Source organism: Meiothermus cerbereus, from assembly GCF_051297115.1.
Classification (GTDB): Bacteria; Deinococcota; Deinococci; order Deinococcales; family Thermaceae; genus Meiothermus; species Meiothermus cerbereus_A.
The window spans coordinates 1-24,414 of record NZ_JBEVAL010000043.1 but is presented as its reverse complement, the minus strand read 5'-3'; the positions used below and the strand labels follow the sequence as shown (position 1 = coordinate 24,414).

25 protein-coding genes and 1 pseudogene are annotated in these 24,414 nt (G+C 62.7%); 10 read left to right on the top strand and 16 right to left on the bottom strand.

The window, feature by feature from the left end; all coding sequences use genetic code 11:
• The 3 genes and pseudogenes from ABWU19_RS09905 to rnr form a co-directional block, all read left to right on the top strand.
• Window positions 1-550 (top strand): annotated as a pseudogene (locus tag ABWU19_RS09905) (hypothetical protein); the annotation flags it as partial.
• A 353-nt stretch (window positions 551-903) separates the two neighbouring features.
• A complete protein-coding gene (locus ABWU19_RS09900; RefSeq protein WP_435901533.1) occupies window positions 904-2,139 on the top strand; it encodes an aspartate aminotransferase family protein in 1,236 nt (411 codons plus the stop codon).
• 96 nt (window positions 2,140-2,235) lie between these two features.
• Window positions 2,236-4,701, top strand: a complete 2,466-nt coding sequence (gene rnr, locus ABWU19_RS09895; RefSeq protein WP_435901532.1) for a ribonuclease R — start codon at window positions 2,236-2,238, stop codon at window positions 4,699-4,701.
• Here the strand turns inward: rnr and ABWU19_RS09890 are convergent.
• Window positions 4,698-5,192 (bottom strand): CAP domain-containing protein, encoded by a 495-nt coding sequence (locus ABWU19_RS09890; RefSeq protein WP_435901531.1) that lies wholly within the window; start codon window positions 5,190-5,192, stop codon window positions 4,698-4,700. The two genes, rnr and ABWU19_RS09890, sit on opposite strands and share 4 nt — an antisense overlap.
• Window positions 5,193-5,280: 88 nt before the next feature.
• Between ABWU19_RS09890 and coaE the strand changes: the two genes are divergently transcribed.
• From coaE to ABWU19_RS09860, 6 genes are read left to right on the top strand one after another with little or no spacing between them, the layout of a single operon-like run.
• Window positions 5,281-5,859, top strand: coding sequence for a dephospho-CoA kinase (gene coaE, locus ABWU19_RS09885; RefSeq protein WP_435901530.1), 579 nt, complete (start codon window positions 5,281-5,283; stop codon window positions 5,857-5,859).
• Window positions 5,856-6,740, top strand: coding sequence for a helical backbone metal receptor (locus ABWU19_RS09880; protein WP_435901529.1), 885 nt, complete (start codon window positions 5,856-5,858; stop codon window positions 6,738-6,740). The genes coaE and ABWU19_RS09880 overlap by 4 nt, the downstream gene beginning before the upstream one ends.
• Window positions 6,741-6,800: 60 nt before the next feature.
• Window positions 6,801-7,715 carry an aldose 1-epimerase gene (locus ABWU19_RS09875; protein WP_435901528.1) on the top strand — a complete coding sequence of 305 codons (915 nt, stop codon included), beginning with the start codon at window positions 6,801-6,803 and terminating at the stop codon, window positions 7,713-7,715.
• Between the two features lie 27 nt (window positions 7,716-7,742).
• On the top strand, window positions 7,743-8,504 hold the full coding sequence (locus tag ABWU19_RS09870) for a 50S ribosomal protein L11 methyltransferase (RefSeq protein ID WP_435901527.1): 762 nt from the start codon (window positions 7,743-7,745) through the stop codon (window positions 8,502-8,504).
• Window positions 8,505-8,530: 26 nt separating this feature from the next.
• Window positions 8,531-9,229, top strand: a complete 699-nt coding sequence (locus ABWU19_RS09865) for a 16S rRNA (uracil(1498)-N(3))-methyltransferase (RefSeq protein WP_435901526.1) — start codon at window positions 8,531-8,533, stop codon at window positions 9,227-9,229.
• The gene (locus ABWU19_RS09860) at window positions 9,226-9,618 is read left to right on the top strand and encodes a hypothetical protein (RefSeq protein ID WP_435901525.1); all 393 of its coding nucleotides are present in this window, start codon (window positions 9,226-9,228) and stop codon (window positions 9,616-9,618) included. The genes ABWU19_RS09865 and ABWU19_RS09860 overlap by 4 nt, the downstream gene beginning before the upstream one ends.
• Before the next feature lie 5 nt (window positions 9,619-9,623).
• Here ABWU19_RS09860 and ABWU19_RS09855 read toward each other — a convergent pair whose 3' ends face one another.
• The 3 genes from ABWU19_RS09855 to ABWU19_RS09845 form a co-directional block, all read right to left on the bottom strand.
• Window positions 9,624-10,517, bottom strand: a complete 894-nt coding sequence (locus ABWU19_RS09855; protein ID WP_435901524.1) for an AEC family transporter — start codon at window positions 10,515-10,517, stop codon at window positions 9,624-9,626.
• 130 nt (window positions 10,518-10,647) lie between these two features.
• On the bottom strand, window positions 10,648-11,076 hold the full coding sequence (locus ABWU19_RS09850) for a DUF4864 domain-containing protein (RefSeq protein WP_435901523.1): 429 nt from the start codon (window positions 11,074-11,076) through the stop codon (window positions 10,648-10,650).
• A gap of 216 nt (window positions 11,077-11,292) precedes the next feature.
• Window positions 11,293-12,462 carry a M20 metallopeptidase family protein gene (locus tag ABWU19_RS09845; RefSeq protein WP_435901522.1) on the bottom strand — a complete coding sequence of 390 codons (1,170 nt, stop codon included), beginning with the start codon at window positions 12,460-12,462 and terminating at the stop codon, window positions 11,293-11,295.
• A gap of 302 nt (window positions 12,463-12,764) precedes the next feature.
• Here ABWU19_RS09845 and ABWU19_RS09840 point away from each other — a divergent pair, with 302 nt between their 5' ends.
• On the top strand, window positions 12,765-14,447 hold the full coding sequence (locus ABWU19_RS09840) for a long-chain-fatty-acid--CoA ligase (RefSeq protein WP_435901521.1): 1,683 nt from the start codon (window positions 12,765-12,767) through the stop codon (window positions 14,445-14,447).
• Here the strand turns inward: ABWU19_RS09840 and ABWU19_RS09835 are convergent.
• From ABWU19_RS09835 to ABWU19_RS09780, 12 genes are all read right to left on the bottom strand, one after another.
• Complete coding sequence (locus tag ABWU19_RS09835; protein WP_435901520.1) at window positions 14,444-15,568, bottom strand: cysteine desulfurase family protein; 1,125 nt, start codon at window positions 15,566-15,568, stop codon at window positions 14,444-14,446. The genes ABWU19_RS09840 and ABWU19_RS09835 overlap by 4 nt on opposite strands.
• Window positions 15,565-16,044, bottom strand: a complete 480-nt coding sequence (locus ABWU19_RS09830; RefSeq protein WP_435901519.1) for an RrF2 family transcriptional regulator — start codon at window positions 16,042-16,044, stop codon at window positions 15,565-15,567. The genes ABWU19_RS09835 and ABWU19_RS09830 overlap by 4 nt, the downstream gene beginning before the upstream one ends.
• A 57-nt stretch (window positions 16,045-16,101) precedes the next feature.
• Window positions 16,102-16,893 (bottom strand): metal ABC transporter permease, encoded by a 792-nt coding sequence (locus ABWU19_RS09825; RefSeq protein WP_435901518.1) that lies wholly within the window; start codon window positions 16,891-16,893, stop codon window positions 16,102-16,104.
• Window positions 16,893-17,663 (bottom strand): metal ABC transporter ATP-binding protein, encoded by a 771-nt coding sequence (locus ABWU19_RS09820; protein ID WP_435901517.1) that lies wholly within the window; start codon window positions 17,661-17,663, stop codon window positions 16,893-16,895. The genes ABWU19_RS09825 and ABWU19_RS09820 overlap by 1 nt, the downstream gene beginning before the upstream one ends.
• Before the next feature lie 68 nt (window positions 17,664-17,731).
• Window positions 17,732-18,154, bottom strand: a complete 423-nt coding sequence (locus tag ABWU19_RS09815) for a hypothetical protein (RefSeq protein WP_435901516.1) — start codon at window positions 18,152-18,154, stop codon at window positions 17,732-17,734.
• Window positions 18,151-19,224, bottom strand: coding sequence for a cytochrome-c peroxidase (locus ABWU19_RS09810; protein ID WP_435901515.1), 1,074 nt, complete (start codon window positions 19,222-19,224; stop codon window positions 18,151-18,153). Before ABWU19_RS09810 ends, ABWU19_RS09815 begins: the two co-directional genes overlap by 4 nt.
• Window positions 19,225-19,237: 13 nt before the next feature.
• Window positions 19,238-19,981, bottom strand: coding sequence for an MbnP family protein (locus ABWU19_RS09805; RefSeq protein ID WP_435901514.1), 744 nt, complete (start codon window positions 19,979-19,981; stop codon window positions 19,238-19,240).
• 58 nt (window positions 19,982-20,039) lie between these two features.
• Complete coding sequence (locus ABWU19_RS09800; RefSeq protein WP_435901513.1) at window positions 20,040-21,248, bottom strand: copper resistance D family protein; 1,209 nt, start codon at window positions 21,246-21,248, stop codon at window positions 20,040-20,042.
• 50 nt (window positions 21,249-21,298) lie between these two features.
• Window positions 21,299-21,736, bottom strand: a complete 438-nt coding sequence (locus ABWU19_RS09795) for a copper resistance CopC family protein (protein WP_435901512.1) — start codon at window positions 21,734-21,736, stop codon at window positions 21,299-21,301.
• Window positions 21,737-22,293: 557 nt separating this feature from the next.
• Window positions 22,294-22,992 carry a gamma carbonic anhydrase family protein gene (locus ABWU19_RS09790; RefSeq protein WP_435901511.1) on the bottom strand — a complete coding sequence of 233 codons (699 nt, stop codon included), beginning with the start codon at window positions 22,990-22,992 and terminating at the stop codon, window positions 22,294-22,296.
• A 2-nt stretch (window positions 22,993-22,994) separates the two neighbouring features.
• Window positions 22,995-23,420, bottom strand: a complete 426-nt coding sequence (locus tag ABWU19_RS09785; protein ID WP_435901510.1) for an NUDIX hydrolase — start codon at window positions 23,418-23,420, stop codon at window positions 22,995-22,997.
• A complete protein-coding gene (locus ABWU19_RS09780) occupies window positions 23,417-24,283 on the bottom strand; it encodes a DUF1028 domain-containing protein (protein ID WP_435901509.1) in 867 nt (288 codons plus the stop codon). The genes ABWU19_RS09785 and ABWU19_RS09780 overlap by 4 nt, the downstream gene beginning before the upstream one ends.
• Window positions 24,284-24,414 lie beyond the last annotated feature (131 nt).

Below are 24,414 nucleotides of genomic sequence, written 5' to 3'. Positions count from 1 at the left end.
GCTGCGGGCAGCGGGGGTACAGAGGCAGGATGAAGGGATTGGGGTTTCGGATGGGGCGGTCTGGATCGAACAGCTCTACCAAACCCTGGGCATCCCCCAGGTGATAGACGTGTTCCAGGCCAGTCAGTATCTGGAACAGGTCATGCTGGAGCTGGGCTGGTCGGAGGAGGAACGGGCGGAGGAACGTAGGCGCTGGCTGAGGGGGGAGGTGGCTGGTGGGGAGTGGCTAGGCACCTACTGCCCACCCCCTACCGCTCCTGAGCGGCAGAGCTGGTCGGAGGAGGCCCGCAGCGCAATCCAGTATCTGGAGCAACGGGCCGATCGGATGGACTACCCGGCCTACAAAGCCCGGGGCTGGCCCATCGGTTCAGGGCAGGTGGAGGGGATGAACAAGCATGTCATCGGTGCCCGGATGAAACGCTCAGGGATGCAGTGGAGTCGCCCTGGGGCTTCGCGCACAGCAGCCCACCGCGCCCAGCTATGTAGTTCCCGTCCGCTGGTGGCCTTTGAGGCCCTAAGGTGGAAGGCTTTCCCTGTACGGAATTGCTGAGATGCACCCTGGATTCGCCAGTGAGGGGACAAAAACTCTATCAAAGTTGTATCATTCAAAGCAACCGCTCCTTTACCGTGTCTCAGGCAGAAACACCTTACAGGAGCGGCCTGCTTTTGCCTACTCAGGGTTTTGTCGTGTGCTTAGGGGATGCACAGAATATCTACCAGCTTATGCCGCACGCCACGAGGGCTTCGGGGATCGGGAAACTCCACAAAATGTCGTAAGACACTGGATACTTCAATCTCTCTCATGCCCTAGCCTAAAGCATTACAGGACTTTGCGGTTGCCCTGGCACCCACTTGCTCAGGAGCTCGAGGGCGGCCTCGAGCGTGATAAACTCAGAACCGATCATGACCCTTTTCGAACAGTTCGAACGACACATCAACCCCGGCCTGGCAGGGCTTCTGCGCTTTACCGGGCTGGACAAAGTGGAGTCCCACGCCGAAGGGGTATACGTCTGGGACACCGAAGGCAAGCGCTACCTGGATTTTCTGGGCCTGTATGGAACCCTTTCGCTGGGCCACCGACATCCCAAGGTGGTGGAGGCAGTCAAGGCCCAGCTCGACAAGATGCCCATGTCGGTGCGGGTGCTGGTTTCCGAGCCCACCACAAAGCTGGCCGCCAAGCTGGCCGAGATTACCCCCGGCGAGCTTTCGATGGTCTACTTTGGTAACTCCGGTACCGAGGGGGTGGAGGCAGCGCTCAAGTTTGCCCGCTTCTACACGGGTAAGCCCGGCTTTATCACCACCCAGGGGGGCTACCACGGCAAAACCCTGGGGGCCCTCTCGGTCACGCCGCGTGAGCACTACCAGCTTCCGGCGCGGCCTCTGGTGCCGGGGGTGACGGTGGTGCCCTACGGCGACGCCCAGTCCATTGCAGATGCCATCGGCCCCGACACAGCGGCGGTGATTGTGGAGCCCATCCAGGGCGAGGGGGGCATCCGGGTGCCCCCGGAGGGGTATCTGCGCGAGGTGCGGCGCATCACCCGCGAAAAAGGGGTGGTGATGATTGCCGACGAGGTGCAGACCGGTATGGGCCGCACCGGCAAGCTCTGGGCGGTGGACTGGGAGGCGGTGGAGCCCGACATCCTGGTGAGCGCCAAGGCCTTAGGGGGCGGGGTGATGCCCATCTCGGCTACCATCTGCCGCCCGGAAATCCTGAGCATCTACAAGACCGAGCCCCTGATTCACTCCACCACCTTTGGGGGCAACCCGCTGGCAGCGGCGGCAGCACTGGCGGCCATCGAGGTGACGCTCAGCGAGGATATACCCGCCCGCGCCCTGGAGATGGGCCACTACCTGATGGGGCAGCTGGCTGGGTTGCAGCAGGCCTACCCCGAGTTTATCCAGGAGGTGCGGGGGCGGGGTTTGTTGGTGGGCCTCGAGTTCAGCGACGCCGACATCGGCGCGGTGGTGGTGGCCGAGCTGGCTACCCGCGGTGTACTGACCGCCTTTGGTCTCAACAACCCCAAAGTGGTGCGCCTGGAGCCACCCTTGATTGTCGAAAAAACCCATATTGACCAGTGCGTGGAGGCGCTGGAGGGGGCCCTGAGCGCTACCCGGCTGGCCTTCGAGGGCGTGCTGTAGCTAGCCCGGATTAGCAGCAAATGAATCTGGCGCCGGTGCTCTATGATTGTGGAAGGAGAGCCGACGGCGTGAAGCCTGAGGGCCTCGAAAAACATCATGCTTGAGCAGATTTACGAGTATCTCAAAAAGTACCCCCAAAAGCGCTTTAGCCTGCGCGAGCTGGTGCGTAGCCTGCGTCTAGACAAGGACCAGGCCAAAGAGGCCCTGGACTTGCTGGTGGCCGAGGGCAAGGTATTGGAGCCCCGGCGCAGGCTCTACCAGCTTCCCGAGGCGCTGGCGAAAAAGGGCCTCGAGGGTCGCCTGCAAGCCCACCCAGCCGGTTTTGCTTTTGTCATCCCCGCCAACCCCGACCTGCCCGACCTCTACATCCCCAAGGGCCACACCGGCGGGGCCTGGCACGGCGACCGGGTGCGGGCCGAGCCCAGACCTCCTGGGCGTGATGGTAAGCCCTGGGGGGTGGTGGTGGAGGTGCTCGAGCGGGCCCATCACCAGGTGGTGGGACGGCTGTATTTCAAGCAGGGCTTTGCCTGGCTGAAGCCCGACGATGCCCGGCTGCCCGCGCTCAAGCTTAAACCAGAGGGGCTCGAGGGCCTGGAAAGCGGGGCGCGTCTGGTGGTGCGGGTCACCTTCCCCAGCGGGCGCAAGCCCCAGGAGCCTTACGGCGAGTTCGCCGGCTACCTGGGCCAGGGCGATAGCCCCGAGGTCGAGGCCGAGGCCATCATCGCCAAGTACGAGCTTAGAAGCGTATTCCCGCCCGAAACTCTGGAGGAAGCCGAAAAAGTAGCCCATCTGGACGCGAAAGAAGTTGCCCGCCGCGAAGATTTTAGGGCCCTGCGGGTCTTCACCATCGACGGGGCCGATGCCAAAGACTTCGACGATGCGATTCATATCGAGCAGCTACCGGGCGGCAACTACCGCGTGGGCGTCCATATTGCCGATGTCTCGCACTATGTGCGGGAGTTCTCGCCCCTCGACCACGAGGCCTACGCCCGCGCAACCAGCGTGTATCTGCCGGGGCGGGTGCTGCCCATGCTGCCCGAGCAGCTTTCCAATGGCATCTGTTCGCTCAAGCCTTACGAAGACCGGCTGGTGTTATCGGTGCTGGTCGAGCTCACGCCCAAGGGCAAGGTCAAGGACTACCGCTTCGCCGAGGGGGTCATCCGCAGTGTGGCCCGCCTGACCTATACCGAGGTCGAAGCCTTTGCCGAGGGGCTCGAGCACCCCGAACAAGCCCAGATCTTGCCACCCGACTGGGGCCCAGGGCTCGAGGAAGACCTCAAGCTCCTGCTCAAGCTCACCCAGACCCTAAAAGCACGCCGGCTGGAACAAGGCGCGCTGGATTTCCGCTTCACCGAGGTCAAGGTGGAGGTAGACGACGACGGCAACCTGCACCTGATACCGCAGAAGGAGCCAAGGGCCCGCAGCCTGATCGAAGAGCTGATGCTGCTGGCCAACCGGGTGGTGGCTAAGCACCTGGCCGAGCGGGAGATTCCTACCCTGTTTCGCGTCCACGAAGACCCCAGCGAAGAGGCCTACAATAAGCTGGTGGCGGCACTGGGCAAGCTGGGCTACAGCCTGCCGGGAGGCGAGCTCTCCCCTAGGGCCCTGCAAAGCATCTTAAAGCAGGCCGAAGGCCGCCCGGAGGAGCCTGTGGTCTCGACCCTGCTGCTGCGGTCGCTGCGCCTGGCCCGCTACGCCGCCGAGAACCTGGGGCATTTTGGCCTGGCTGCCGAACACTACCTGCACTTCACCAGCCCCATCCGGCGCTACCCCGACCTGGTGGTGCACCGGGTGTTGCGCGCCCTGCTCCAGCGCCGCATAACCCAGGCCCGCAAAGAGGACTGGTCTAAACGATTTCCCAAAATTGCCGAGCATACCTCCGAACGCGAGCGGGCCGCCGAAAACGCCGAGCGCGAGCTGACCAAGTACTACCAGTGCCTGTGGGCCTTAAGCCACCAGGGCCAGACCTTCCGGGGCACGGTTTCGGGCGTGACCGGGTTCGGGGTGTTCGTGAGCCTGGAGAACGGGGTAGAGGGCATGATTCGGCTGGGGGCCCTCGAGGACGACCACTACCAGTACATCGAAGACCTGCTGGCCCTCGAGGGCGTGCGAAGCAAACGCCGTATTCGAATAGGAGACGAGATGGAAGTAAAAATTGAAGGGGCCAACCCTTCGGCCCGGCAGATTGACCTGGTGCCAACAGAAAAGTTTTATCAGTCGGAAACAAAGCCCGAACCAACCGAGCAGGAGCAGAGCAAAAAGCGCCGCCGGGGCAAGCGCGGGAAGGGCGCAAAACCAGCCGCTCAGGCGCCCAAGGCGGCTGCGACTGCCAAACCGGCGCGCAAGGTAGTTGCCACCGAACCCAAAAGCCCGGCTCCCCATGCCAAGGCCCGCTCGAGGCGGGTGGTAGGGCCGCCCGATGAGCGGCGGGGTTTTAGCAAGCCGGTCAAGGTAAAGGCGCAGAAAATCTACTTTGGTTCCTGGGGAGAAGAGCCAAGCATATCGCCGAAACCCAGTGCCGAAAAGTCTTCGTCTAAACGCAAACGCCGCCGCAGGCGCTAGGGTCGGGGCTGGGCCACCACCAGCACCCAGTAGTCGCCACGCCTGACCATGCCCATCTCGCGCAGATGGGGTTCCATGATGGTGTTGCAGTGGCCGCCGGTGCTCGATAACCAGGCAGCCACCACCGCCTCAGCAGAGGCGTAGCCGTGGGCCAGGTTCTCTCGAATTTCAAGGTATTTGTAGCCCACCTGCTGGCTGCGGGTTTCTACGGCATAGGTGTTGCTCGAGCCCTCAAAGTGGCTAAACTGACCGGTCTGCTGGATGTACTCTGCCCGCTGGCGGGCCACCTCGCCCAGAAGGCCGTTCCAGGTAAGGGGGTTTGTTGCGTCGTAGTGGGTCGTGCTGCTTCCGTGGGTACAGGTGCGGGCCTGGGCACGGGCCTGGTTGACGATGTTCAAAGAGGACAGGTGGTCTTCCGGGGTATACGAGACCCCGGAGCCATTGGTACAGGCTGCCAATACGGTCAGCAAGGAAGCCAGAATCCACCGCATAGCCTCAGTTTGACAACACTTGGGGGCCTGGCTGGTGAAGAAGTCACTACAGGGCGTTACATGAAGGCGCGCGGTATGCTATGCCCTGATGCGGCTAGTTGGCCTTACCGGAAGCATTGGCAGCGGCAAGAGCACGGTAGCCCAGCGCCTGCGGGCACTGGGCGTAGCGGTGTTGGATGCGGACGAATACGCGCGGGAGGGGGCAAAGGTGCTCAAGGCGGAAATCTGCCAGGCCTTTCCCGAAGCCTGCCGGGAGGGCGAGCTCGACCGAGTGGCGCTGGGCCGGCGGGTATTCGCCGACCCCGAGGCCCGCAAGCGGCTCGAGGCCCTGATCCACCCCTACGTGCGCCAACGCATGCAGGAAGAAACCGAGAAGGCCCGTCAAGTAGGGCACAGCTTGGTGGTTCACGACATTCCTCTGCTCTTCGAGACCGGGCGGGAGAAAGATTTTGCCGGGGTGCTGGTGGTGGCCGCCCCCACCGCCCAGCGCAAAGCCCGGGTGATGGCCCGCAGTGGCCTGAGCGAAGCCGAGTTCGAGGCCCGCGACCAGAGCCAGCTACCCCAGGAGGAAAAGGTGCGCCGGGCCACCTGGGTCATCTGGAACGACGCCGACCTGGACACCCTGTACAGCAGAGTGGAGGCCTGGCTCAAGGAGGTGGACCGGTGAAGCTGGTGCACGACTGGCTGGGGCCCCTCGAGCTGCCCGACACCGCGCGGCGCATTGTGTCGCTGGCCCCCAACGTCACCGAGACCCTCTTTGCCCTGGGCCTGGGCGAGCGGGTGGTGGGGCGCAGCGCGTTTTGTTACCGGCCCGCCGCGACCCTGGCCTTGCCGGTGGTCTCGAGCTATACCCGGGTGCGCTGGGAACTGCTGGAAAGCCTCAAACCCGACCTGGTGCTCATCAGCACCGGCGTACAGCGGGAGCTGCTCTTTGAGCTGCACCGGCGGGGTTTTCCCATCTTCCCAATCCCGCTGCCGCAAAGCCCCTATGGCATCCTGGAGAACATCGCCGTATTGGGGGCCCTGCTGGAGGTTACCGAGGCGGCCACCGGGCTGTGTGCACGGCTTTCACAGCAATACAACGCGCTTTACAAAGCGCTTCCACCCCTTCGGGTTTACCTCGAGTTCGACCTGGGCGGCCCCATTACGGTAGGGCGGGGCAGCTATGTGGGCGAAGCCCTGCGCCACCTGGGCCTGCAAAACATCTTTGCCGAGTACCCCCAGAGCTACTTCCAGCCCGATCTGGCCGAGGTGCTGCGCCGGGGGCCGGAGCTGGTCATCTACGAACCCAAACCGCACCGCTCGAGGCCATTAGAAAAAGCCCAGCGCCTCCTGGCCGAGCGGGGCTGGAAATATCCGCTTGGTGAACAGGCCCGCCAGGGCTCTGTCCCGAAGGGGATCGTCCCCCCGGGTGAACAGGCCCGCCAGGGCTCTGTCCCGAAGGGGATCGTCCCCCTGGTGGTTACCGGAGGCGACGAGCTGGCCCACTACGGCCCTTTGTTCTTCGACTACCTCGAGGCCCTGGTCGCGCAGATTCGCAAACTTTGAGCCGGGGTAAGCCCAAAGCCGGGCTTGGATTTTTCTCTGCGAGCCTTCAGACTTGAGCCGATGAACCTGCAGATACTGCAAAACGATTTGCTGCGCCTCTCTATAGCGCCCGAGCTGGGGGCCAGTATTGTTGGGCTCGAGCTCCGCCAAGCGGGATTCTGGCTGCCCATTTTGCGCCCAACCTCGCCCGCGGCTCTGGTGCAAAAGCACTCTCCCGACACCTCGAGCTACATCCTGGCCCCCTACTCCAACCGCATCCGGGAGGGGCGCTTTGTGTTTGCCGGTAAAACCTACCAGCTTGGTCCCAACTGGGCCGACGGGCAGACCCTGCACGGCGAGGTGCACGCTCGAGCCTGGTCATCCGAGCGCCCGCAAGCCGATACGCTGAGGTGCACTTTCGATGCCCGCCACTTCCCCGACCTGAACTTCCCTTTTGTCTTTGCGGTGGAAGTGCTTTACCGGCTTGTGGCAGAGGGCCTGGAGATTAGCACCTCGCTGATGAACCTGAACGCTCTGCCCATGCCGGCGGGTTTCGGGCATCACCCCTACTTCATGCGCTACCTGGGCAACTCCCGCGAGGCCAGGCTAAGCTTCGGGGCCGAGCGCATCTACCTGACCGATGCCAGCTGCCTCCCCACCCGACCTGCCGAGGCCATACCGCCCCATTTCGACTTTTCTCAACCCAGGCCGGTCGGCGCGACCATGCTGGACCACGTGTTCGCAGGCTGGAATGGAAAGCTGAGCCTGGACTGGCCTGGTTCCGGCTGGCGCATGGAGCTAAGCGCAGACCCCATCTTCTCGCACCTGGTGGTCTTCACCGCCCCCGATGGGAGCGTGGCCCTGGAGCCCGTCACCCACGCCACCGATGGTTTCAACCTGTTGAGCCAGGGCTGGGAAAATACGGGGGTGCGGGTGCTGGAGCCGGGCGAAAAGATTTCGGGAAGCCTGCGCCTGACCTTAGCGCCCAGCGGTTGAAGGGCTTTCACAGGGTAAACTTACGGTATGCACGTTTTCCGTTTGCGTGGAGACTTTCAGACCCTCGACCTCTACTCGGCCTTTTTGTTCGAGCAGGGGGCCAGGGGCCTCGAGGAAAAACCGGGTGAGGTTTGGGCTTATTTCCCTGAGCGCATCGAGCTGCCCTTTCCGGGGGAGTGGCTCGAGCTGCCCGATACCAACTGGCTCGAGGCCTACCAGCGCGACCTGAAGCCGGTGCGGGCCGGGCCATTTGTGGTGCTGGCGCCCTGGCATGGGTGGGAAGGCCCGGAAAAACGCATTGTCATCGAGCCGGGTATGGCCTTTGGTACCGGCCACCACGAGACCACCCGCATGGCCCTGGAAACCCTGGCCGAACGAACCGAGCCCGAAATGCGGGTGCTCGACCTGGGCACGGGTTCCGGCATTCTGGCCATTGGGGCGGCCCTCTTGGGCGCACAGGCGCTGGGAATAGACATTGACCCAACGGTCATCCCCCAGGCCGTCGAAAATGCCCGACGCAACCAGGTCGAGGCCTCGTTTAAGCTGGGCAGCCTGGACGACATAGAAGGCCCCTTCGACCTGGTGGTAGCCAACCTCTTTGCCGAGCTGCACGCCTATTTTGCCCAGAAGTATCGGGGGCTTTTTGGTGTTTGTGGTACCCTGATTCTCACCGGTATCCTGGCCGAACGTGAAGCCATCGTTCGCAGCGCCCTCGAGGCCAGCGGCTTCGAGCTGCTGTCACGCAGGCAGGAAGGCGAGTGGGTCTGCCTGACCTATGCCGCCTGCTAGGCCAAACCTTCGATGAGGCAAAAAGTATGCGGCCACACCGTGCTTTTGTGGAAACCATCCAGCCCGAGGTTGAGCTTAGCGGACGGGAAGCCCACCACCTGCTGGATGTGCTGCGGGCCCGGGCAGGCGACACGCTCACGGTGTTCGACGGCAAGGGCACAGAGGGCCGCGCTCGGGTTGTGCAAACCGAGCCAGGCTGGGTGCGCCTGCAGGTAGAAGAAACCTGGCCGGCCAGCAAGGAACCTCCGCAGCCCATCAGTCTGTACATTGCCCTGCTCAAAGGCGACCACCTGACCGAAGTGGTACGGGCCGCCACCGAGCTGGGGGCGAGCACAATTGTGCCCGTCCTGACCCAGCACTGCGTGGTGCGGGAGCTAAGCGAGAACAAGCTTCTGCGCTTGCGCCGGGTGGCCCTCGAGGCGGCCAAGCAGTGCCAGCGCAGCGTGGTTCCCGAAGTAAAGCCACTCCTGCCGCTCAAACAGATTCCCCCAGTGGCGCAGGGCCTGGTAGCCCAGCCCAGAACCTCGGCCCGGGTGCGGGAGGTGTGGAACCCCCAGAAGCCCACTGCCCTGCTGACCGGCCCGGAAGGGGGCCTTAGCGACGATGAAATACAGCTACTGGAGCAGCGGGGTTTCACCCCCATCACACTGGGGCCACGTATCCTGAGGGCCGAAACCGCGCCGGTGGCCCTTTTGAGCCTGATCACGGCGGGTGAAGGCCTATGAAATACCTGCGCTGGCTCCTGCTGGTCGGCTGGATGTTGCTCCCAGCCTGCCGCTACACCTTTGTGCCGCTCGACCCCGGTCGCGCCACCCTGCCCAACCGCACCAGCCTGAGCGGAACCCTGGAACCCGCAGAAGGCGCAGCCGTAGCCCGGCTGACGGTGCGGCACCTGGCAGAGCCTGTTTACCTCGAGCTGCGCTGGTACAAAGGCGATCAGCTTTTCCAGGAGCGCTCCATCTGGGTAGAAAAGCCGGGCATCTACCAGGCCCGCTTCGATCGCCTGGATGATGGTTACTACCGCCTGGTGGTGCTGGTGCAGAATAGCCCCTTGCTGCAGCTCGAGGTGGGTTCGCCTTTTTTTCCGCCTCCCCCAGCCCCTCCTTCCAGCTAAAAGAGCTAGCCCACCCCAATCAACAGCAGCACCACTGGAATCGTTACAAACGAAAGCACCGACGAAGCCACCACCGCCCGGGCAGCCCGGACGCCATCGCCACCAAATTCCCCCGCCATCAAAAACGCGTTGACGGCAATGGGCATGGCGCTTTGCAGCACCAATACCTGAATGTCGAGCCGCTCCAACCCCAAAGCCCATCCAGCCAGGGCCGCAAACAGGGGGGCGGCCAGCAAGCGCAAAGCGCTGGCTTGAAGTTCAAAACCACCCCACTCCGGTTTGGAGCGAGCAATCTGAATGCCCAGGGTCAGGAGCATCACCGGAATGCAGGCCTGGCCTAAGAGGTGCACCCCTTCGCCCAACCCCAGCGGCAGGGGAATGCTCAACCCCCGCACCAGCAACCCCCCGGCCAGGGCCCAGAACAGCGGCAGTTTCAGGGTAAACCAGAGGCTTTGCAAAAAGCCGCCTCCGCGCAAAAACGCAGGCCCCAGGCCAAACATCAACACGCTGCTGGCAATAAAAAAAACAATGGCCCGATCCAGGCCCGGCTGCCCCAGGGCGAAAAAGGTTAACGATAAGCCCATGTTGCCCGAGTTGGGGAAGGTGGCCGAAGCAATCATGGCCTTGGCTGCGCCCTGTTCAAAACGCAGCCACCGGCTCAGGCCCAGCGCCAGCAAGTAAAGCCCGATTGATGCCAGAAAAAAACCAGCGGTAATGCCAAACACGCTGGCACCAGTCAGCTTGGCCCGGAGCATGGCGTCAAAGATCAACACCGGAACCAGCACATATATCGAAAGTTTGGAAAGGGTTTGCAGGTCGAAGTCGATCCGCTTTCCCACCAGGTAGCCCGTCAGGACAATAAAGGCCACCGGAACCACCGTATTGAGCAAGGCCTCCATACCTGGGGTAGCTTACCTGATGATGCGTTTCCAGGCCATTCAAGTAGGGTTCGTTCTGCGCTGGGCCTTTGGCGGAAGCGGCAGCAAGCGCTTTGACCCAGTGTGATGTACGAGATCAGGGGTTTTCCTGTTAAATGGTCTGGTCGTCGGTGACGAGCTCGAGGTACACGCCAGCGATCACCCAACTTCCGTCCTCCAGGCGCTCCATCAGGTAATAAGCCACCGCCTTTTGACCATCGAGGCCCACCAGGTTGACCACCTGCCGCACCTGCATGAGCGCGCCAACCGACCGCTGTGCCGAACCAAATGTCACCTTGAGGGGCCGGTAAATCTGGGCATACTCCGACCTGACCATCTCCAAAAAGCGCGCCGGGGTCTGAAAAGCCTGGCGAATACCAGGTGAGGCAAAGGAAAAAGCCCTCACAGCATCGTCCCGTTTAAAGGCTTCCATCTGGGCCAGGATTACAGCCTGGATTGCCGCCTGGTCCTTGGCCGGGACATCCTGCAAGCGCTGCGCCCCAGCCCAGGACAAAAGCAAAACCAGCAACAATAAAGGCATGCCTAAGTGTGCCCGTCTGTAGAGCCGCTTTTTGTAGTAGCTCACACTATCGCGGTCTTGACCATTCTGACTGCGTGGCCTACCTAGCCCAGGCGCATGTTTTCGCTCACTTTGGCTTAGGCTCTGCATCAAGGGGACAATCCAGCGAGATTTCATATCAGCAGCAAAAACAAGCCCACAGCCCTTCTCGCCGGGCCATTCTTTCCGAAGACCGCCCTATGCCAAGAAATCCAGCACGGTGCGGGTAATGAGTTCTACCCCCAGCGGCAGCGCGCGTGTATCGTCGATCCAGAAGCCAGGGTGGTGGTGGGGTCGGTTTTTGCTCGGGTCGGGGTCGCCAGCCCCCAGCCAGAAGTACACACCCGGACGGCGGTTCAGGAACTCGGACATATCGTCGCCGCCCATCACCGGCGGCGCATCCAGCACCGCATCCTCTCCCACCACCTCACGGGCTACCCGCCGAAACCGCTCTACCATCTGAGGGTCGTTGACCACAGCCGGCGAGCCAGGCAACCAGCTAAGCGAGGCGCGCCCTCCCATCGCGGCGGCTATGCCTTGCGAAAGTTCGGTAATGCGCCGCATAAGCTTTTCTCGCAGCCCCGCCTCGAAGGTGCGCAGGGTGCCTTTGAGGATGGCAGTCTCGGGAATGATGTTGTGTGCACCCTCGCCGGCAGTAACTGTGGCGATGGTGATTACGGCTGTTTGGATGGGGTCGGTCTCGCGGCTGACCAGGCTTTGCAGCGCCACGATGAGCTGTGCGGCCATCAGCACGGTGTCCACACCCTCGTGGGGCATGGCCGCATGGGCCCCCCTGCCGGTCAGCTCGATGGTAAAAGCATCGGCGGCAGCCATGGAGGGCCCTGGCCGCACGCCCACCTTGCCTGTCGGCAGCAGGCTGTAGAGGTGCAGACCCACCACCGAATCCACCCCCTCCAGCACACCCGCCTCCACCATGGGCTTTGCCCCAGAAACAATTTCTTCGGCTGGCTGGAAGGCAAATCGCACCTCACCTGCAATCTGGTCTTTGAAGCGGGCCAGCACGGCTGCCACGTGGGCGGCAATTGCGGCGTGGCCGTCGTGGCCGCAGGCATGCATTACACCGGGCGTCTGGGAGCTGTACTCCACCCCGGAGGCCTCCTGTATCGGTAGAGCGTCAATGTCGGCCCGCACCAGCACGGTTTTACCCGGCCTCGCACCTTTAAGCCGTGCCACCACACCCGTCTGGGCTACCCCTCGAGTAACCTCGAGGCCCAGCTCCTGCAAAAAATCGGCCAGCCTGGCGCTCGTTCGCACCTCTTGAAAAGCAAGCTCGGGATGGCGGTGAAAGTCCCGGCGCATCTCAATCAGACTGGGGGTAATTGCAGCGATGGCTTCTTGAAGGTTCATACGCCATAGTCAAACACCGGAGGGGCGGCCCGTCAACTGTGGGCGCTGGACATCGTGCCCCAAAGGCCAGGGCCGAGCCTGTTTGCCCCAATGCCCTCGGAGGCGCCCTTCGAGCAAGGCAGTGCTGAACCTCCCTGCCTCCTTTTACGGGCCAGATACCTGCCACAAAAGCTGAGGTGGGCCGATTGGCTGCCTGACCAAAAGTCTGTACAGGACACAAATAGCAGCCACAGCTTGAACTCGGTACAGGTTTTGCTAGACTTGGAGCAAACCAAGCAGGACTCCAACGCAGGAGCGTGATTATGATGAAACCCTGGCTAAAACACTACGATAAAGGCGTCCCGGCGGATGTTCAGTTCCCCGAGGTGCCGCTTTGGAAACTGCTGGCCGACAGTGCGCAAAAGTACCCCGATAACGTAGCCCTCGAGTTCATGGGTAAAGTTATCGGCTACCGTCAGCTCTGGGAGTCGGTGCTGAAGTTTGCTGGGGCCCTAAAGGCCCAGGGCGTGCAGCCGGGCGATAGGGTCGCCATTATGCTGCCCAACTGCCCCCAGTTTGTGATTGCTTTTTACGGAACGTTGGCGGCTGGGGGCATTTGTGTAAACGTCAACCCCCTTTACACGCCCCGCGAGCTACGCCACCAGCTTTCCGATGCCGGGGCCGAGACCCTGATCATCCTGGATATGCTCTGGCCCCGCTACGCCGAAATCGAGGAGGACGTGCCGGTCAAGCGGGTCTTTACCACCGGCATCCAGGACTACCTGCCCTTCCCCAAAAACCTCCTCTTCCCCCTCAAAGCACGGCGGGAAAAACGCTGGGTAAACCTTCCCCAGCATCCAAAGCGCTTTGACTTTAGCAAAGCCCTGCGCAGCGCAACCCCGGTTGCCGAGCCTTACCCTGCCAAACCCGACGAGGTAGCCCTGCTGCAGTACACCGGGGGAACCACCGGCCTTTCCAAGGGGGCCATGCTCACCCACCGCAACCTGGTGGCCAACACCTACCAGGTTATTGCCTGGGGCGGCGAGGAGGTAAAGGAATTCGAAGGCAAGGGGGTCATGCTGGGGGCCATTCCCTTCTTCCACGTCTACGGCATGACCGTGGCCATGAACTACGGCCTGGCAGGTGGGTACAAAATCGTGCTGCTGCCCCGCCCCGAGGTCAAGCCCAGCATCGAGGCCATCGAGAAGCATGGGGTTACGCACTTTCCTGGGGTTCCCACACTGTACATCGGCTTCATCAACTTCCCTGGCATAGAAAAGCGCAAGGTGGGTACGGTGAGGGTCTGCATCTCCGGTTCAGCGGCTTTACCGGTGGAGGTGGCCAAAAAATTTGAAGCCCTTACCGGGGGCAAGCTGGTAGAGGGCTACGGCCTTACCGAAGCGGCGCCCTGCACCCACTGCAACCCCCTTTCGGGCCTGCGCAAGATGGGCAGCATTGGTATCCCCATGCCGGGCATCGATGCCAAGGTTCTGGACGAGAACCTGCACGAACTGCCGACAGGCGAGGTGGGCGAGCTGGCAGTTCGGGGGCCCAACATCATGCTGGGCTACTGGCAGCGCCCCGATGAGACCGATAAGACCATCAAAATTGACTGGCTCCTCACAGGCGACATGGCCCGCATGGATGAGGACGGCTACTTTTACATCGTGGATCGCAAAAAGGACATGATTATCGCCGGGGGCTACAACATCTACCCGCGTGAGGTGGAGGAGGTGCTGTTTGCCCATCCCGGCGTGGCCGAGGCCGCCGTGGTAGGGCTTCCCGATGAGTACCGGGGTGAAACGGTGGCGGCTTTTGTGGTGCCCAAGCCGGGCATTACCCTGACCGCCGAAGAGCTGGACAAATACTGCCGTGAAAACCTGGCCGCCTACAAGGTACCGCGCATCTACGAGATTCGCAGCGAACTACCCAAGAGCGCTGTGGGCAAGGTCTTGCGGCGTGAGCTGCGCGAAGCCGCCCTCAAGCGGCAAAAAGTAGAGGGTTAGGTGTAGACCCTCGAGCGCCCCACGGCCTCGGCAAAGGCCTGGGCAGCCTGATCCACCTCGGCCTCGGTGGTGAAGCGCCCCAGGCTAAAGCGCACCGAGGCCCTGGCCTCTTCCTTGCTGCGCCCAATGGCCAGCAGCACATGGGAGGGCTCGAGGCTCCCACTGCTACAGGCTGAGCCCGAGGAAGCGGCCACACCCAGCAGGTCGAGGTTGAGCAAAAGCCCTTCACCGTCGGCCTCTTTGACCGTGACGTTGAGGTGCCGGGGGCTGCGTAGCGTGGGGTGGCCGTTGAGCTCCACTCCGGGCAGGGCCAGCAGCCGGGCCTCGAGCCGCGCCCGCAAGGCCAAGAGCCTTTGGGATTCCTCCGGCAGAAGTGCCACAGCTTTTTCGGCAGCCAGGCCCATCCCATACACCGCCGGCAGGTTCTCGGTACCACCCCGGTGGCCCTGCTCCTGCTTGCCCGGCACAATCGGGAAAAGCTCCACCCCCTTGCGCACATAGAGGGCCCCAGCACCTTTGGGGCCGTAAAACTTGTGGGCTGCCAGCGAGATCAGGTCGGCCCCCAGATCCTCGAGGCGGCAGGGTACGCTCCCCAGAGCCTGCACCGCATCGGTATGAAAAAGCACGCCCCGGGCCTGGCAGGCCTGGGCAATATCCCGGATCGGGTACAGGGTGCCTATTTCGTTGTTCACCGCCATGACCGAGACCAGCACGGTATCGGCGCGGATGGCCTCGGCCACCTGTTCGGGGTAGACCAGGCCGTGGTGGTCGGGCTGAAGCAAGGTAATCTCAAAGCCCAGACGCTCGAGGTTCTTCAGGGCCAGCAGTACCGCAGAATGCTCTACCGCAGTGCTTACCAGGTGCCCCCGCCCCTGGGCCAGGGCGACCCCATACAGGGCCAGGGCGTCGGCCTCGGTGCCCCCACTGGTCAGCACGAGTTCTCGAGGTTTAGCCCCAATCGCCCGGGCCAGCCGCTCGCGCCCTTCTTCAAGCAGGCTGCGGGCCTCCCGCCCTGGGCTATGCACCGAGCTGGGGTTGCCGTATACCCCCAGCACCCCCTCCACCCTGGCCTTAACCTCGGGGTCGAGGGGCGTGGTCGCAGCGTAGTCGAGGTAAATCATGGCTGGAGCGGCGTGCCGCTCTGCGCCAGGGACATGGCGGGCTCGAGCTGCACCAGCTTACGGGACTCGATGAGCCGCCGCTCTTCAATCAAGTCCTTTAGGGTGGTGCTGCGCAAAACCCCCCGCATGGCCTCATCTACTCGCTTCCAGAGGTTCTCGGTGGAGCAGTGCCCGGTCTGCCAGCACAGCTCGGGGTCATCCAGGCAGATCACCGGCGCCAGGCTCCCTTCCAGCGCCTCCACCACCTCGAGGGCATCAATTTTCTCACTGGGGCGGCCCAGCTTATAGCCGCCACGGGCCCCCCGCACGCTACGGATAAACCCCGCCCGGCGAAGCTGGGCCGCGATCTGCTCGAGGTAGTGCTGGCTAATGCCCTGGGCCTCAGCGACGTCCTTGAGGGGAACTGCCTGCGGCTGGCGCAGGCCAATCTCCACCAGCGCCCTCAGGCCATACTGCGCCTTCGTCGAAACCCACATGTGTACAGTATAAATTCCTAAAACCCGTATGGAATAGGGGGGTTTTCACCTTTGCCCCTATCGGCGCAGCAACAGGGCCAGCAAAAACAACAGCGCCTGGGTCAGCACAATGGCACTGCCGGCAGGCACATCGAACAGGTAGGCCGCTGCCAGGCCCGGCAACACCGATAACGTGCCAATCAAAACAGAAACCAGGGTCATGGCCGCAAAGGTCTGGCTGAGCAAACGGGCAGTGGCCGCTGGAATCACCACAAAAGCCGCAATGAGCACAATTCCCACCACTTTCACCGAGGCCACCACCACCAGCGCAATCAAAGCCGAGAGCAGGTAGTCGTGCCGGAGCACCGGCAGCCGGTCGGCCAGGGCCAGCTCCCGGTCGAAGGTGGCATAGGCCCAGTAGCGCCACATGGGGGCCAGGAGCACCACCCCCAGGGCTATCAGAGCCATCACCCGCAGGTCGGTGGGGGTGACGGTCAGGATGGAGCCGAACAAATAGGCCACCGCGTCGGGGGCAAAGCCCTGCCGCATGGACATGAAAAGCACCCCCAGCGCCACCGAGACGGCAAAAAATATCCCGATGGCGGTGTCGTCACCCAGGCTGCTCTTTTCCCGTACCCAGGTGATGAGCAGCGAGACCCCCACCGCAAAGGGGATGGCTACCCACAGGGGCTCTTGTTGCAGCAGTAGGCCCAGGGCCACCCCCGCAAAGGCTGCGTGGGCCAGACCATCCCCCAGAAAGGAGAGGCGGCGCTGCACCACCAGCACCCCCAGGTAGCTGGCCAGAGCCCCTACCAGCAAACCGGCCAGCAGGGCCCGCTGCATAAAGGGGAGTTGCAGGGCCTCGAGCACTAGCGACCCCCCAAAATCACCTGGTGTGCATGGCCCACGTGGCCGAAAGCCTGGCTCAGGCACTCGTGGCACAGCACCTTTTCGGGCGAACCATAGCCAATCACCCGCCGGTTAAGCACCAGCACCGCCGAGGCGTGGTGCTGGGCTGCTTCCCAGTCGTGGGTAATCATCAGGATGGTAGCCCCGCTCTCGGCCTGGTAGGCCTCGAGGTGGCGGTACAGGTCGGCCTCTCCTACCACGTCCACACCGGTAGCGGGCTCGTCCAGGAGCAATAGCCTAGGCCGGCGGATCAGGCTACGGGCCAGGTAAACCCGCTGAAGCTCACCCCCTGAAAGCCTGCCCAGGCGGCGGTTTGCTAAGTGCAAAGCGCCCACCTTATCCAGCACCTCGCTTGCGCGTCTGCGCTCCTCTGGGCTAACAAAGAAGGGCCAGTGCCGCCGCAACCCCGAGACCACCACCTCGAGGGCCAGGGCGGGAAAACTGCGATCGAAGCCCTTGACCTGTGGCACATAGCCCACCCAGCCGGGCGGAACCTCACGGGGCGGGTGGCCCAAAACCTGTATGCTGCCAGCAATCCGGGTAGGGCCGTCGCGCAGCAAGCCGTGTTCTAAGCCAAGAAGGGCTTTAAGCAAGGTGCTCTTGCCAGCTCCGTTGGGGCCTACAATGGCCACAAAGGCCCCTTCGGGCACACTCAGGCACACCTCGTGCAGCGCCTGGAACTCGCCAAAGCGCACCGAATACCGCTCAATCTCTACCGCGGGTGCGGTCATATCTACTGATAATACGCTATCAATACAGTTTTGGATAGGCCAATCTTCTGGAAGTCCAGGCCCTACCCTCAGCGCGGCAAAACCTGGATGATGCTGTGCATGATAAAAGCCGGAACCCGCTTGCCGGGCATAGGCCGCCCCATCAGCACCAGAAAATAAGGGCCCGGCTTTGGAAACTTCACCATCCCCTCAACCCGCCCGGTGCGCGGGTTGAGTTGCATACGCACCTGGGCGTCGGGCTGGGCGGTGGCGCTCACCCGGCCCTGATAAAACAAGAGCGTGCAGAAGCAGTCCTGCGGGTTGATGGGCAGGCTACCCACCCGAATGTACTCAATCCAGGCCACCGTAGCCCTCCCGGCCACCGGCGGCGCGTCGTTGGGCTCAAAGTCCACCTGACCTTCAACGAAGCCACCACTTCCGGAGAAAGGGTGGGAAAAAGCCAATCCCAACCAGAGCACGAGCGCTATCCAGCGAGGCTGCCAGGGCTTCATCGAGACACACCTTCGTTCTTGGGTGGCAAAAAAGCTGGGTTGGCCGTGAAGCTCCTATCGGTCAGGGACTCCAGAAACGCCACCAGGTCGTCTACCTCCGGGTCGGTCAGGCCCAAAGGCCGGATGAGGGCGTCGGCGTTCAGGTTGGGTTCGCCGCCGCGGTTGTAGTGCTGTACCGCCTCCCGCAAGGTTTGGATGGAGCCATCGTGCATGTAGGGTGCGGTCAGGGCCACGTTGCGTAAGGTGGGGGTTTTGAACTTGCCCACGTCCTCGTCTTTGCCCGTTGCGCGGGCCAGCCCGATGTCTTTGTAGACCGTGTAGAGGGCGGTGTTGCGGGGTTCGTCGTCGGTGAAGTCGGGGCCGACGTGGCAGTGGAAGCAGTCGCCCTTCTCACTGAAGAAAAGCTCCATCCCGCGCAGGGCCGCCTGGCTCATGGTCGAGTCGTCGCCGGCCTGGTAGCGGTCGAAGGGGCTGTTATAAGACACCAGGGTACGCTCGAAGGCCGCAATGGCGTAGGTAACAGCTTTGAGGCTGGGGGGCTGGCCGAAGACCTCCTGAAAGGCCCTGGCGTACTCGGGAATGGCCCCTAGCTTTTGCGCGAGCTCCTCGGGCTCGAGGCCCATCTCGTCGTGGGCCGTGAGGGGGCCTACGGCCTGCAGCTCGAGCCGCGGCGAACGCCCTTCCCAAAACAGGTGACGGCGGAAGGCCACATTGGTCAGGGTGGGTGCGTTGCGGAGGCCTTTTCGGCCAAAGATGCCGGTGCTTACTGGCTTGCCCCCATCGCTAAAAGCAAACTCGGGCTTGTGGCAGCTTGCACAGGCCACGGTGCCGTCCTTGGAAAGCCTTGTGTCGTAAAACAGCCGCCGCCCCAGCTCGACCTTGGCCGGGGTCTGGGGGTTGTCCTCTGGGATGGGCACGGTGCGCTCGGCAAAAAGAATGCGGGGGCTGGCCTGGTGAGGGGGGGGTGGTGCTGCTTCGGGGGCTGGTGGCGCTGGCCTGGGCCAGAGGGAGTAGCCCAGCATCCCCACCCCCAGAAGGAGCAGGCCCGCCCATACCCATCGCCGTCGCACCTTACCTCCCTTGCTACGGGGCCAGCGAGAAGGCCGACTGCATGTTGAAGTACACCACCGACATCAGCAGGCTGGTCTCAGGGCTCAGGCCGTGCAGTTGGCGCAGTGACTGCTTACGCCAGTCCACAAAAGCCCCGCCTGGCCCCGACTCAAAGGCCTTGGCTACATCCAGGTTGAGCGAGATGACCCCCCCACCGGGCGGGATGTTGATCTGCACCCGCCGGGTCTGGAGGTCGTGCAGGCGCACCGGCAGGCGGAAGGTGTCGGTTCCCATGTGAATCACCCATTTTTGGTTGCCTTCCGGGAGTAAAGCGGTGCCCTCGAGCCTGTAGAAGATGTAGCCGGGGTTCCAGGCCCAGTACATGCCGGAGTTCACCCCCAGCGGCAGTTGCTGGGTGCCGGCATCCAGGTGGTTCAGCTCGCGGGGCACGCCCACGTTAAAGCGAAGCCCACGGTACTGCCCTGGCGGCAGGTCCATTTTCATGACGCTTACCCCCTGGGTGGGGGCCTCGCGCTTGAACTCGGCCAGTGCCAGCCCGTCCACCCTGACCTCGCGGCCATCGGGCCGAACCAGCGCCACTTCCGAGATGTAGAACTTAAGCAGGTCTATCTGGTAGCGCTGGCCTTGGGGGGTCTGGTAGGTCTGGCCCCACTGCAAGGGCTGATTGCCTGCGCGTAGACTTATTTTCAGTTCAACCGGCGCGGCCAACGCACCTGTCATAAACAAGAGGCCCAAAAACAGGCAGCTCCTACTCATTGCCCACTCCTTACCTAAAGATTAGCAGGCTCACACCAATATTCATGTGAATCCAGGCTCAACGACCCACGCTCAAAATGTACTCGAGGGTCGTTTCGGGCAGCTCGAGGCGCACCACCCATTCGCCGAGCGACTCCGCAATGAGCACAAGATGGTACTGCGATCTGTAGAAGGGGCCTCGGGATTCCTGCAAAAGCTCTGCCCCTTGCTGAGCCTGGAGCCGCAGGCTGGGGCCCTCTGGCAGCAGGTTGCCCTCGGCGTCGCGCAGGTCAAGGTAGAGGTGAATCAGGCCGCCCTGGCTGAACAATTGGCCGATGTAGCGCCCATCGCGCAAGGTCTCGGCAATGTTGATAATGCGGGGTGCAGACGGGCTGGCCGATGGAGGTGGTTCGGTGGTAGCCAGAAAACCACTGGCTAAAAGCACCCCCAGAATCAAGGCCGCCTCGAGGCTCACCGTGTGTAACCCCTTTGCCTGCTTGGCCTGTAAACGTGGCAAAAGCCACAGCCGGTTCACCGCCGCCACCCCTACCGCCAGCCCCACCAGCCCCAGCTTGAGCAGCAGGCGCTGGCCGTAGGTGGTGTTCCACAGGTTGGCGAACTCGCCCAGGCGAATCCAGGACAGGTACAAACCCATCAGCGACAAGAGTACGACCGCTGCAAGGCCCAGTCCCGAAAGACGCTGGATGGCCCGCAGCATTGCCTCGTACTTTGTGCCCGGCCAGACCACCGCCAGCGCCAGCACACTCCCCCCCCAGACCGCCGCAAAGGCCAGGTGGGCCAGGCCAGTGGCCATCTGCTCCAGCCCGCCGACTGCATGCGAGGTGAGGGTCAGGGTCAAAAGCAGCCCCAGGGCCAGTGGCGGGTACAACCAGCGATCCAGACGAAACCAGCCCATAGACAAGAGCAGCAACCCGGCCAGCAACCCCATCCGCAGCAACAACCAGTTGCCCTGACGGGTCTCGAGCAGGTAGCTCCACACAAGGGAGGTGTCGCCCAGCATCCAGGTCAGGTGATACACGCCGTAGAGGGTGGCCCCCAGGGCCAGCAAAAAGCCCCCCGAAAGTAAGTACCATAGCCGCCAGCGCTGGGTGCGGGTGGCCTCCGGCCCCACATAGCGGACAAACACTCCGGCCCCCAGCAGCATGAAAACCCCAACATAAAGCAGGGCTCGCAGAACGGACTGGGTATGGTCGTGTTCGTGGGGCATGGTCGCAAACGCATCCAGGTTCGCCAGGCTAAAAGGTACCGGCTCTTTACAAGTGGGCATAACCCCTCAAGCAAGGCCGCTTTGACCTCAGCTTACGCCCGATCAAAAGCTTATGGTCTGTAGACGAACACAAAGAAATCGCTCTGGGTGTGGCCGTCCACAGCCAGATTCTTCCACATCACCACATAGGCCCCCGGCTTCAGGCCCGGCTTGAGCACCAGGGTTACGGTCTGGCTGGTGTGGGCAGTGGTGGCAAGGCCTGCATCTGCCCGCCGGGCGGCATCGTTTTTGAGCAGCAGCACCCGGCGCACCAGGGGCTGGGCCAACTGGCGTAGGCGGGTGGCGCTTCCCCAGACCTCGGGAGGGGCCTCGAGGGGATAGACCTTGAAGGTCGAGAGCCGCACCTCCACCGCCTCGCTAAAGCGGATGACCACGGCCTGGGGCATGCCTTTGACGGTCGAGTTGGCCGCTGGGGTGGAGCTTTTATACTCGGTGTGGGCCAGCACAGGCCCCAGCAGCACCAGCATGAAGAAAAAAAACCTGTCCACTAACACTCCCAAACCTTTGGCAAAACCGAGGGCTTTGCCAAAATTGTCCTGATTCGATTTGCCTGCTGAGGCCCCTGCCCAAAGCACCCACAGGTGGAGTGCTCCCTTTCAGCCAGTCTTCGCGGAGCCTCAGGAAGGGTTCGGATACCCGGGCAACCTGGCTTGCTGGGGGCCCCCTGGCCGCAATAGCTTTCAGGAACTCGTCTTTGGCCCGGGGCGCTCCCATCCACAGCCAAATGACGATAGATAGCGACCAAACCCCATCCAGCGCTGGCGTCAGGTGAGGGGCCAGCAACAGCAAAAAGCAAAGGGGACAGTGCCCCTGGTGCGATTCGTCGGTGTCGCTCGAGCCTGGGTGGGGGTGCTCTATGCTGGCCCCCTGGGCGGGGTGCATCACCAGCCCCCGCAGGCCAAACAGCAGCGAGGCCAGCAACACCAGCAAAACCAACCCCAAAACTGCTGGGGGTTGCTGAGCCCGCCGACCTCGCGCTGCCATCACCCTAGCTTTACTTTACGGCAGGGCTTGCCTCGAGGCAGCCAAAGCTAAACCGCTGGGTTCAAATCGGACGGATCAGACCTTCCCGCACCAGTTCGTGCAGCACCTCGGGCCTGGTGTCCTTGGTTCGACCCTCCACAATGGCCTTCAGGGTCGAAAGGGCTTCGGGCTCCCCCCGCTTGAGTTGCAGGTGCAGGTCGCTAAAGGGGTTCAGGGCGTCCTGCCCGCGCAGGGTAATCTGGTAGCGGCCAATCGGGGCAATGGGTGCAAGGTGGGCCAGGTAGCGGCGCGATAGCTCCACGTAGCGCTCCGCATTCTGGGTGGGCTCTACCGGGCCTCGAACCCTGGCCGGGATGCCGATCGCCAGCATGCCCGCCGGAATTTCCATGCCCGGCGGAACCACCGCCCCAGCCCCCACCATGGCCCCCTTACCCACCCTGGCCTGGTTAAGCACCACCGCCCCAATCCCAATAAGGGCCCCATCTTCTACCAGCGCACCGTGAACCACCGCCCGGTGGCCCACCGTCACGTTTTGCCCCAGTATGCAGGGGTCGCCGGGGTCGGCGTGCAGAATCGCGCCGTCCTGCACGTTGCTACCCGCACCGATTACCACTTTCTCGGTGTCCGAGCGCACCACCGCTCCAAACCAGACCGAAGCGTTCTCGCCGATTTCGGCCTGCCCTACAATAAGCGCGGTGGGGGCAATAAAGGCGCTGGGGTGAATCTGCGGTACGTGTTCATCCAGCCGATAGACTGCCATACTCACTCCTTGGGTCTGCCTAAGTCTATGCTCAAATCTGGCGCTTGAACATGCGCCGTGGCTTCTTGCAGCAGCCGCACATCCTCGGGAAAGGCCAGCAGCCGTTTTGCTTCTGCCAGGTCGAAGAAGCCCGCGCCGCACAGGCCTTTTTCGAGTCGTATATTGCCTTGGCCCTCCAGCAAAAACCAGTGAATCTCCCTCAAGACCCCTTTATTGTTGCGGTAGCGCGTAGTCGAAAGCTTTTGCTTCACAGCTCCTTTGATACCCGTTTCTTCCTCTACTTCACGTAAAGCAGCCTGCTCGAGGCTCTCTCCGGGGTCTAAATGCCCCTTGGGGAAACACCAGAAACCCTGCCGGTCACGAATCAGCAAAACCTGTCCCTGGGGGTTGAAAAGCACCCCACCTGCACCCAGTACCGGCTGGCTCATGCAAATTTCTCCTGCAAATAACGTAGGGTGGCTTCGTCCAGAACCGGGCCGCCCCGGTAACGCTCCTCCAGGTTTTCCATGCCGATAAGCGCTGCAAAAGCGCTCTCGGTAGCCTCGTCCCATACGCCGTTGACCAGGCCAGTATAGAGGCCCTGGCGGTAAAGCAAGTTCTGAAGCCAGGAAATCTCAGCTGGCTGCAAGGGGCGACCAGGCTCACCGGCACCAAAAAGCAGCCGGTGAATACCCAGCAGCCGCTGCAACTCCACCACCGGGTCGGGGTGGTCGTCTACCCGCAGGTCAATCCAGCGCTCCATGCCGCCGTAGCCTTTCCCCTCGCCCACCACCAGCAGGGCCGCCGACTGCCGCCCGCGCCGGTCGCCTCCGGCCCGGTCGGCCTGGAGCAGCGCCTCCAAAAGCCGCTCAGGAAAAGGCAGTTCGCTCTTTAGAAAGGTGCGCTCGAGCGCTTCCAGCACCTCGGGGCCTGCCAGCAGATTGCCCTGGGCCGCATAATTGGGCCCCCAGCGGCTGCCTGCCCAGGCGTGGCAGGCCTGTCCGGTGTAGCTGAGGCTCTCGCCGCTGGCGAGCACGAAACCAAACTGGCGCTTGGCAAGATCGGGGTCGTTGCGGGCCAGCACCGACAGGATGTCTTCCGGGCCTGCTCCGGCTTCCATCAGGGCCAGGCCCATTGGGCCAAAATGGGGGTTCGCGTAAGACTGAGTCGCCAGAGCCCCCACCCCGGCCCTAGCCCAGGGCACCACAAACCCCACAGCCAAAAACTTGCTGGCCACAGCAATCCCCAGGTCTTTGGTATCGGGGTCGCGGGCCACCAGTGAGAAGGTGCTGATGGGTAGATTCGCATTCATGGGCCATATCCTACGCTGTAAAGGGCCCGGCGAGCACCCCGGCCAGCCGTTGCTCTGAGTCTAGAGGCTGATAAGAACCTATTCTAAACGAAGGCCGTCAGTTATGTTTATAGCATGAACCGCCGTCCATA

Bases quoted from the DNA above. Each gene is read 5' to 3' on its own strand.
- ABWU19_RS09790 (WP_435901511.1), bottom strand. From the start codon at position 22,992: ATGGCAGTCTATCGGCTGGATGAACACGTACCGCAGATTCACCCCAGC.
- ABWU19_RS09785 (WP_435901510.1), bottom strand. From the start codon at position 23,420: ATGAGCCAGCCGGTACTGGGTGCAGGTGGGGTGCTTTTCAACCCCCAG.
- ABWU19_RS09830 (WP_435901519.1), bottom strand. From the start codon at position 16,044: ATGTGGGTTTCGACGAAGGCGCAGTATGGCCTGAGGGCGCTGGTGGAG.
- ABWU19_RS09860 (WP_435901525.1), top strand. From the start codon at position 9,226: ATGAAATACCTGCGCTGGCTCCTGCTGGTCGGCTGGATGTTGCTCCCA.
- ABWU19_RS09875 (WP_435901528.1), top strand. From the start codon at position 6,801: ATGAACCTGCAGATACTGCAAAACGATTTGCTGCGCCTCTCTATAGCG.
- ABWU19_RS09850 (WP_435901523.1), bottom strand. From the start codon at position 11,076: ATGCCTTTATTGTTGCTGGTTTTGCTTTTGTCCTGGGCTGGGGCGCAG.
- ABWU19_RS09865 (WP_435901526.1), top strand. From the start codon at position 8,531: ATGCGGCCACACCGTGCTTTTGTGGAAACCATCCAGCCCGAGGTTGAG.
- ABWU19_RS09800 (WP_435901513.1), bottom strand. From the start codon at position 21,248: ATGCCCACTTGTAAAGAGCCGGTACCTTTTAGCCTGGCGAACCTGGAT.
- ABWU19_RS09900 (WP_435901533.1), top strand. From the start codon at position 904: ATGACCCTTTTCGAACAGTTCGAACGACACATCAACCCCGGCCTGGCA.
- ABWU19_RS09855 (WP_435901524.1), bottom strand. From the start codon at position 10,517: ATGGAGGCCTTGCTCAATACGGTGGTTCCGGTGGCCTTTATTGTCCTG.
- ABWU19_RS09805 (WP_435901514.1), bottom strand. From the start codon at position 19,981: ATGAGTAGGAGCTGCCTGTTTTTGGGCCTCTTGTTTATGACAGGTGCG.
- rnr (WP_435901532.1), top strand. From the start codon at position 2,236: ATGCTTGAGCAGATTTACGAGTATCTCAAAAAGTACCCCCAAAAGCGC.
- coaE (WP_435901530.1), top strand. From the start codon at position 5,281: ATGCGGCTAGTTGGCCTTACCGGAAGCATTGGCAGCGGCAAGAGCACG.
- ABWU19_RS09835 (WP_435901520.1), bottom strand. From the start codon at position 15,568: ATGATTTACCTCGACTACGCTGCGACCACGCCCCTCGACCCCGAGGTT.
- ABWU19_RS09845 (WP_435901522.1), bottom strand. From the start codon at position 12,462: ATGAACCTTCAAGAAGCCATCGCTGCAATTACCCCCAGTCTGATTGAG.
- ABWU19_RS09840 (WP_435901521.1), top strand. From the start codon at position 12,765: ATGATGAAACCCTGGCTAAAACACTACGATAAAGGCGTCCCGGCGGAT.
- ABWU19_RS09815 (WP_435901516.1), bottom strand. From the start codon at position 18,154: ATGAAGCCCTGGCAGCCTCGCTGGATAGCGCTCGTGCTCTGGTTGGGA.
- ABWU19_RS09890 (WP_435901531.1), bottom strand. From the start codon at position 5,192: ATGCGGTGGATTCTGGCTTCCTTGCTGACCGTATTGGCAGCCTGTACC.
- ABWU19_RS09780 (WP_435901509.1), bottom strand. From the start codon at position 24,283: ATGAATGCGAATCTACCCATCAGCACCTTCTCACTGGTGGCCCGCGAC.
- ABWU19_RS09820 (WP_435901517.1), bottom strand. From the start codon at position 17,663: ATGACCGCACCCGCGGTAGAGATTGAGCGGTATTCGGTGCGCTTTGGC.
- ABWU19_RS09870 (WP_435901527.1), top strand. From the start codon at position 7,743: ATGCACGTTTTCCGTTTGCGTGGAGACTTTCAGACCCTCGACCTCTAC.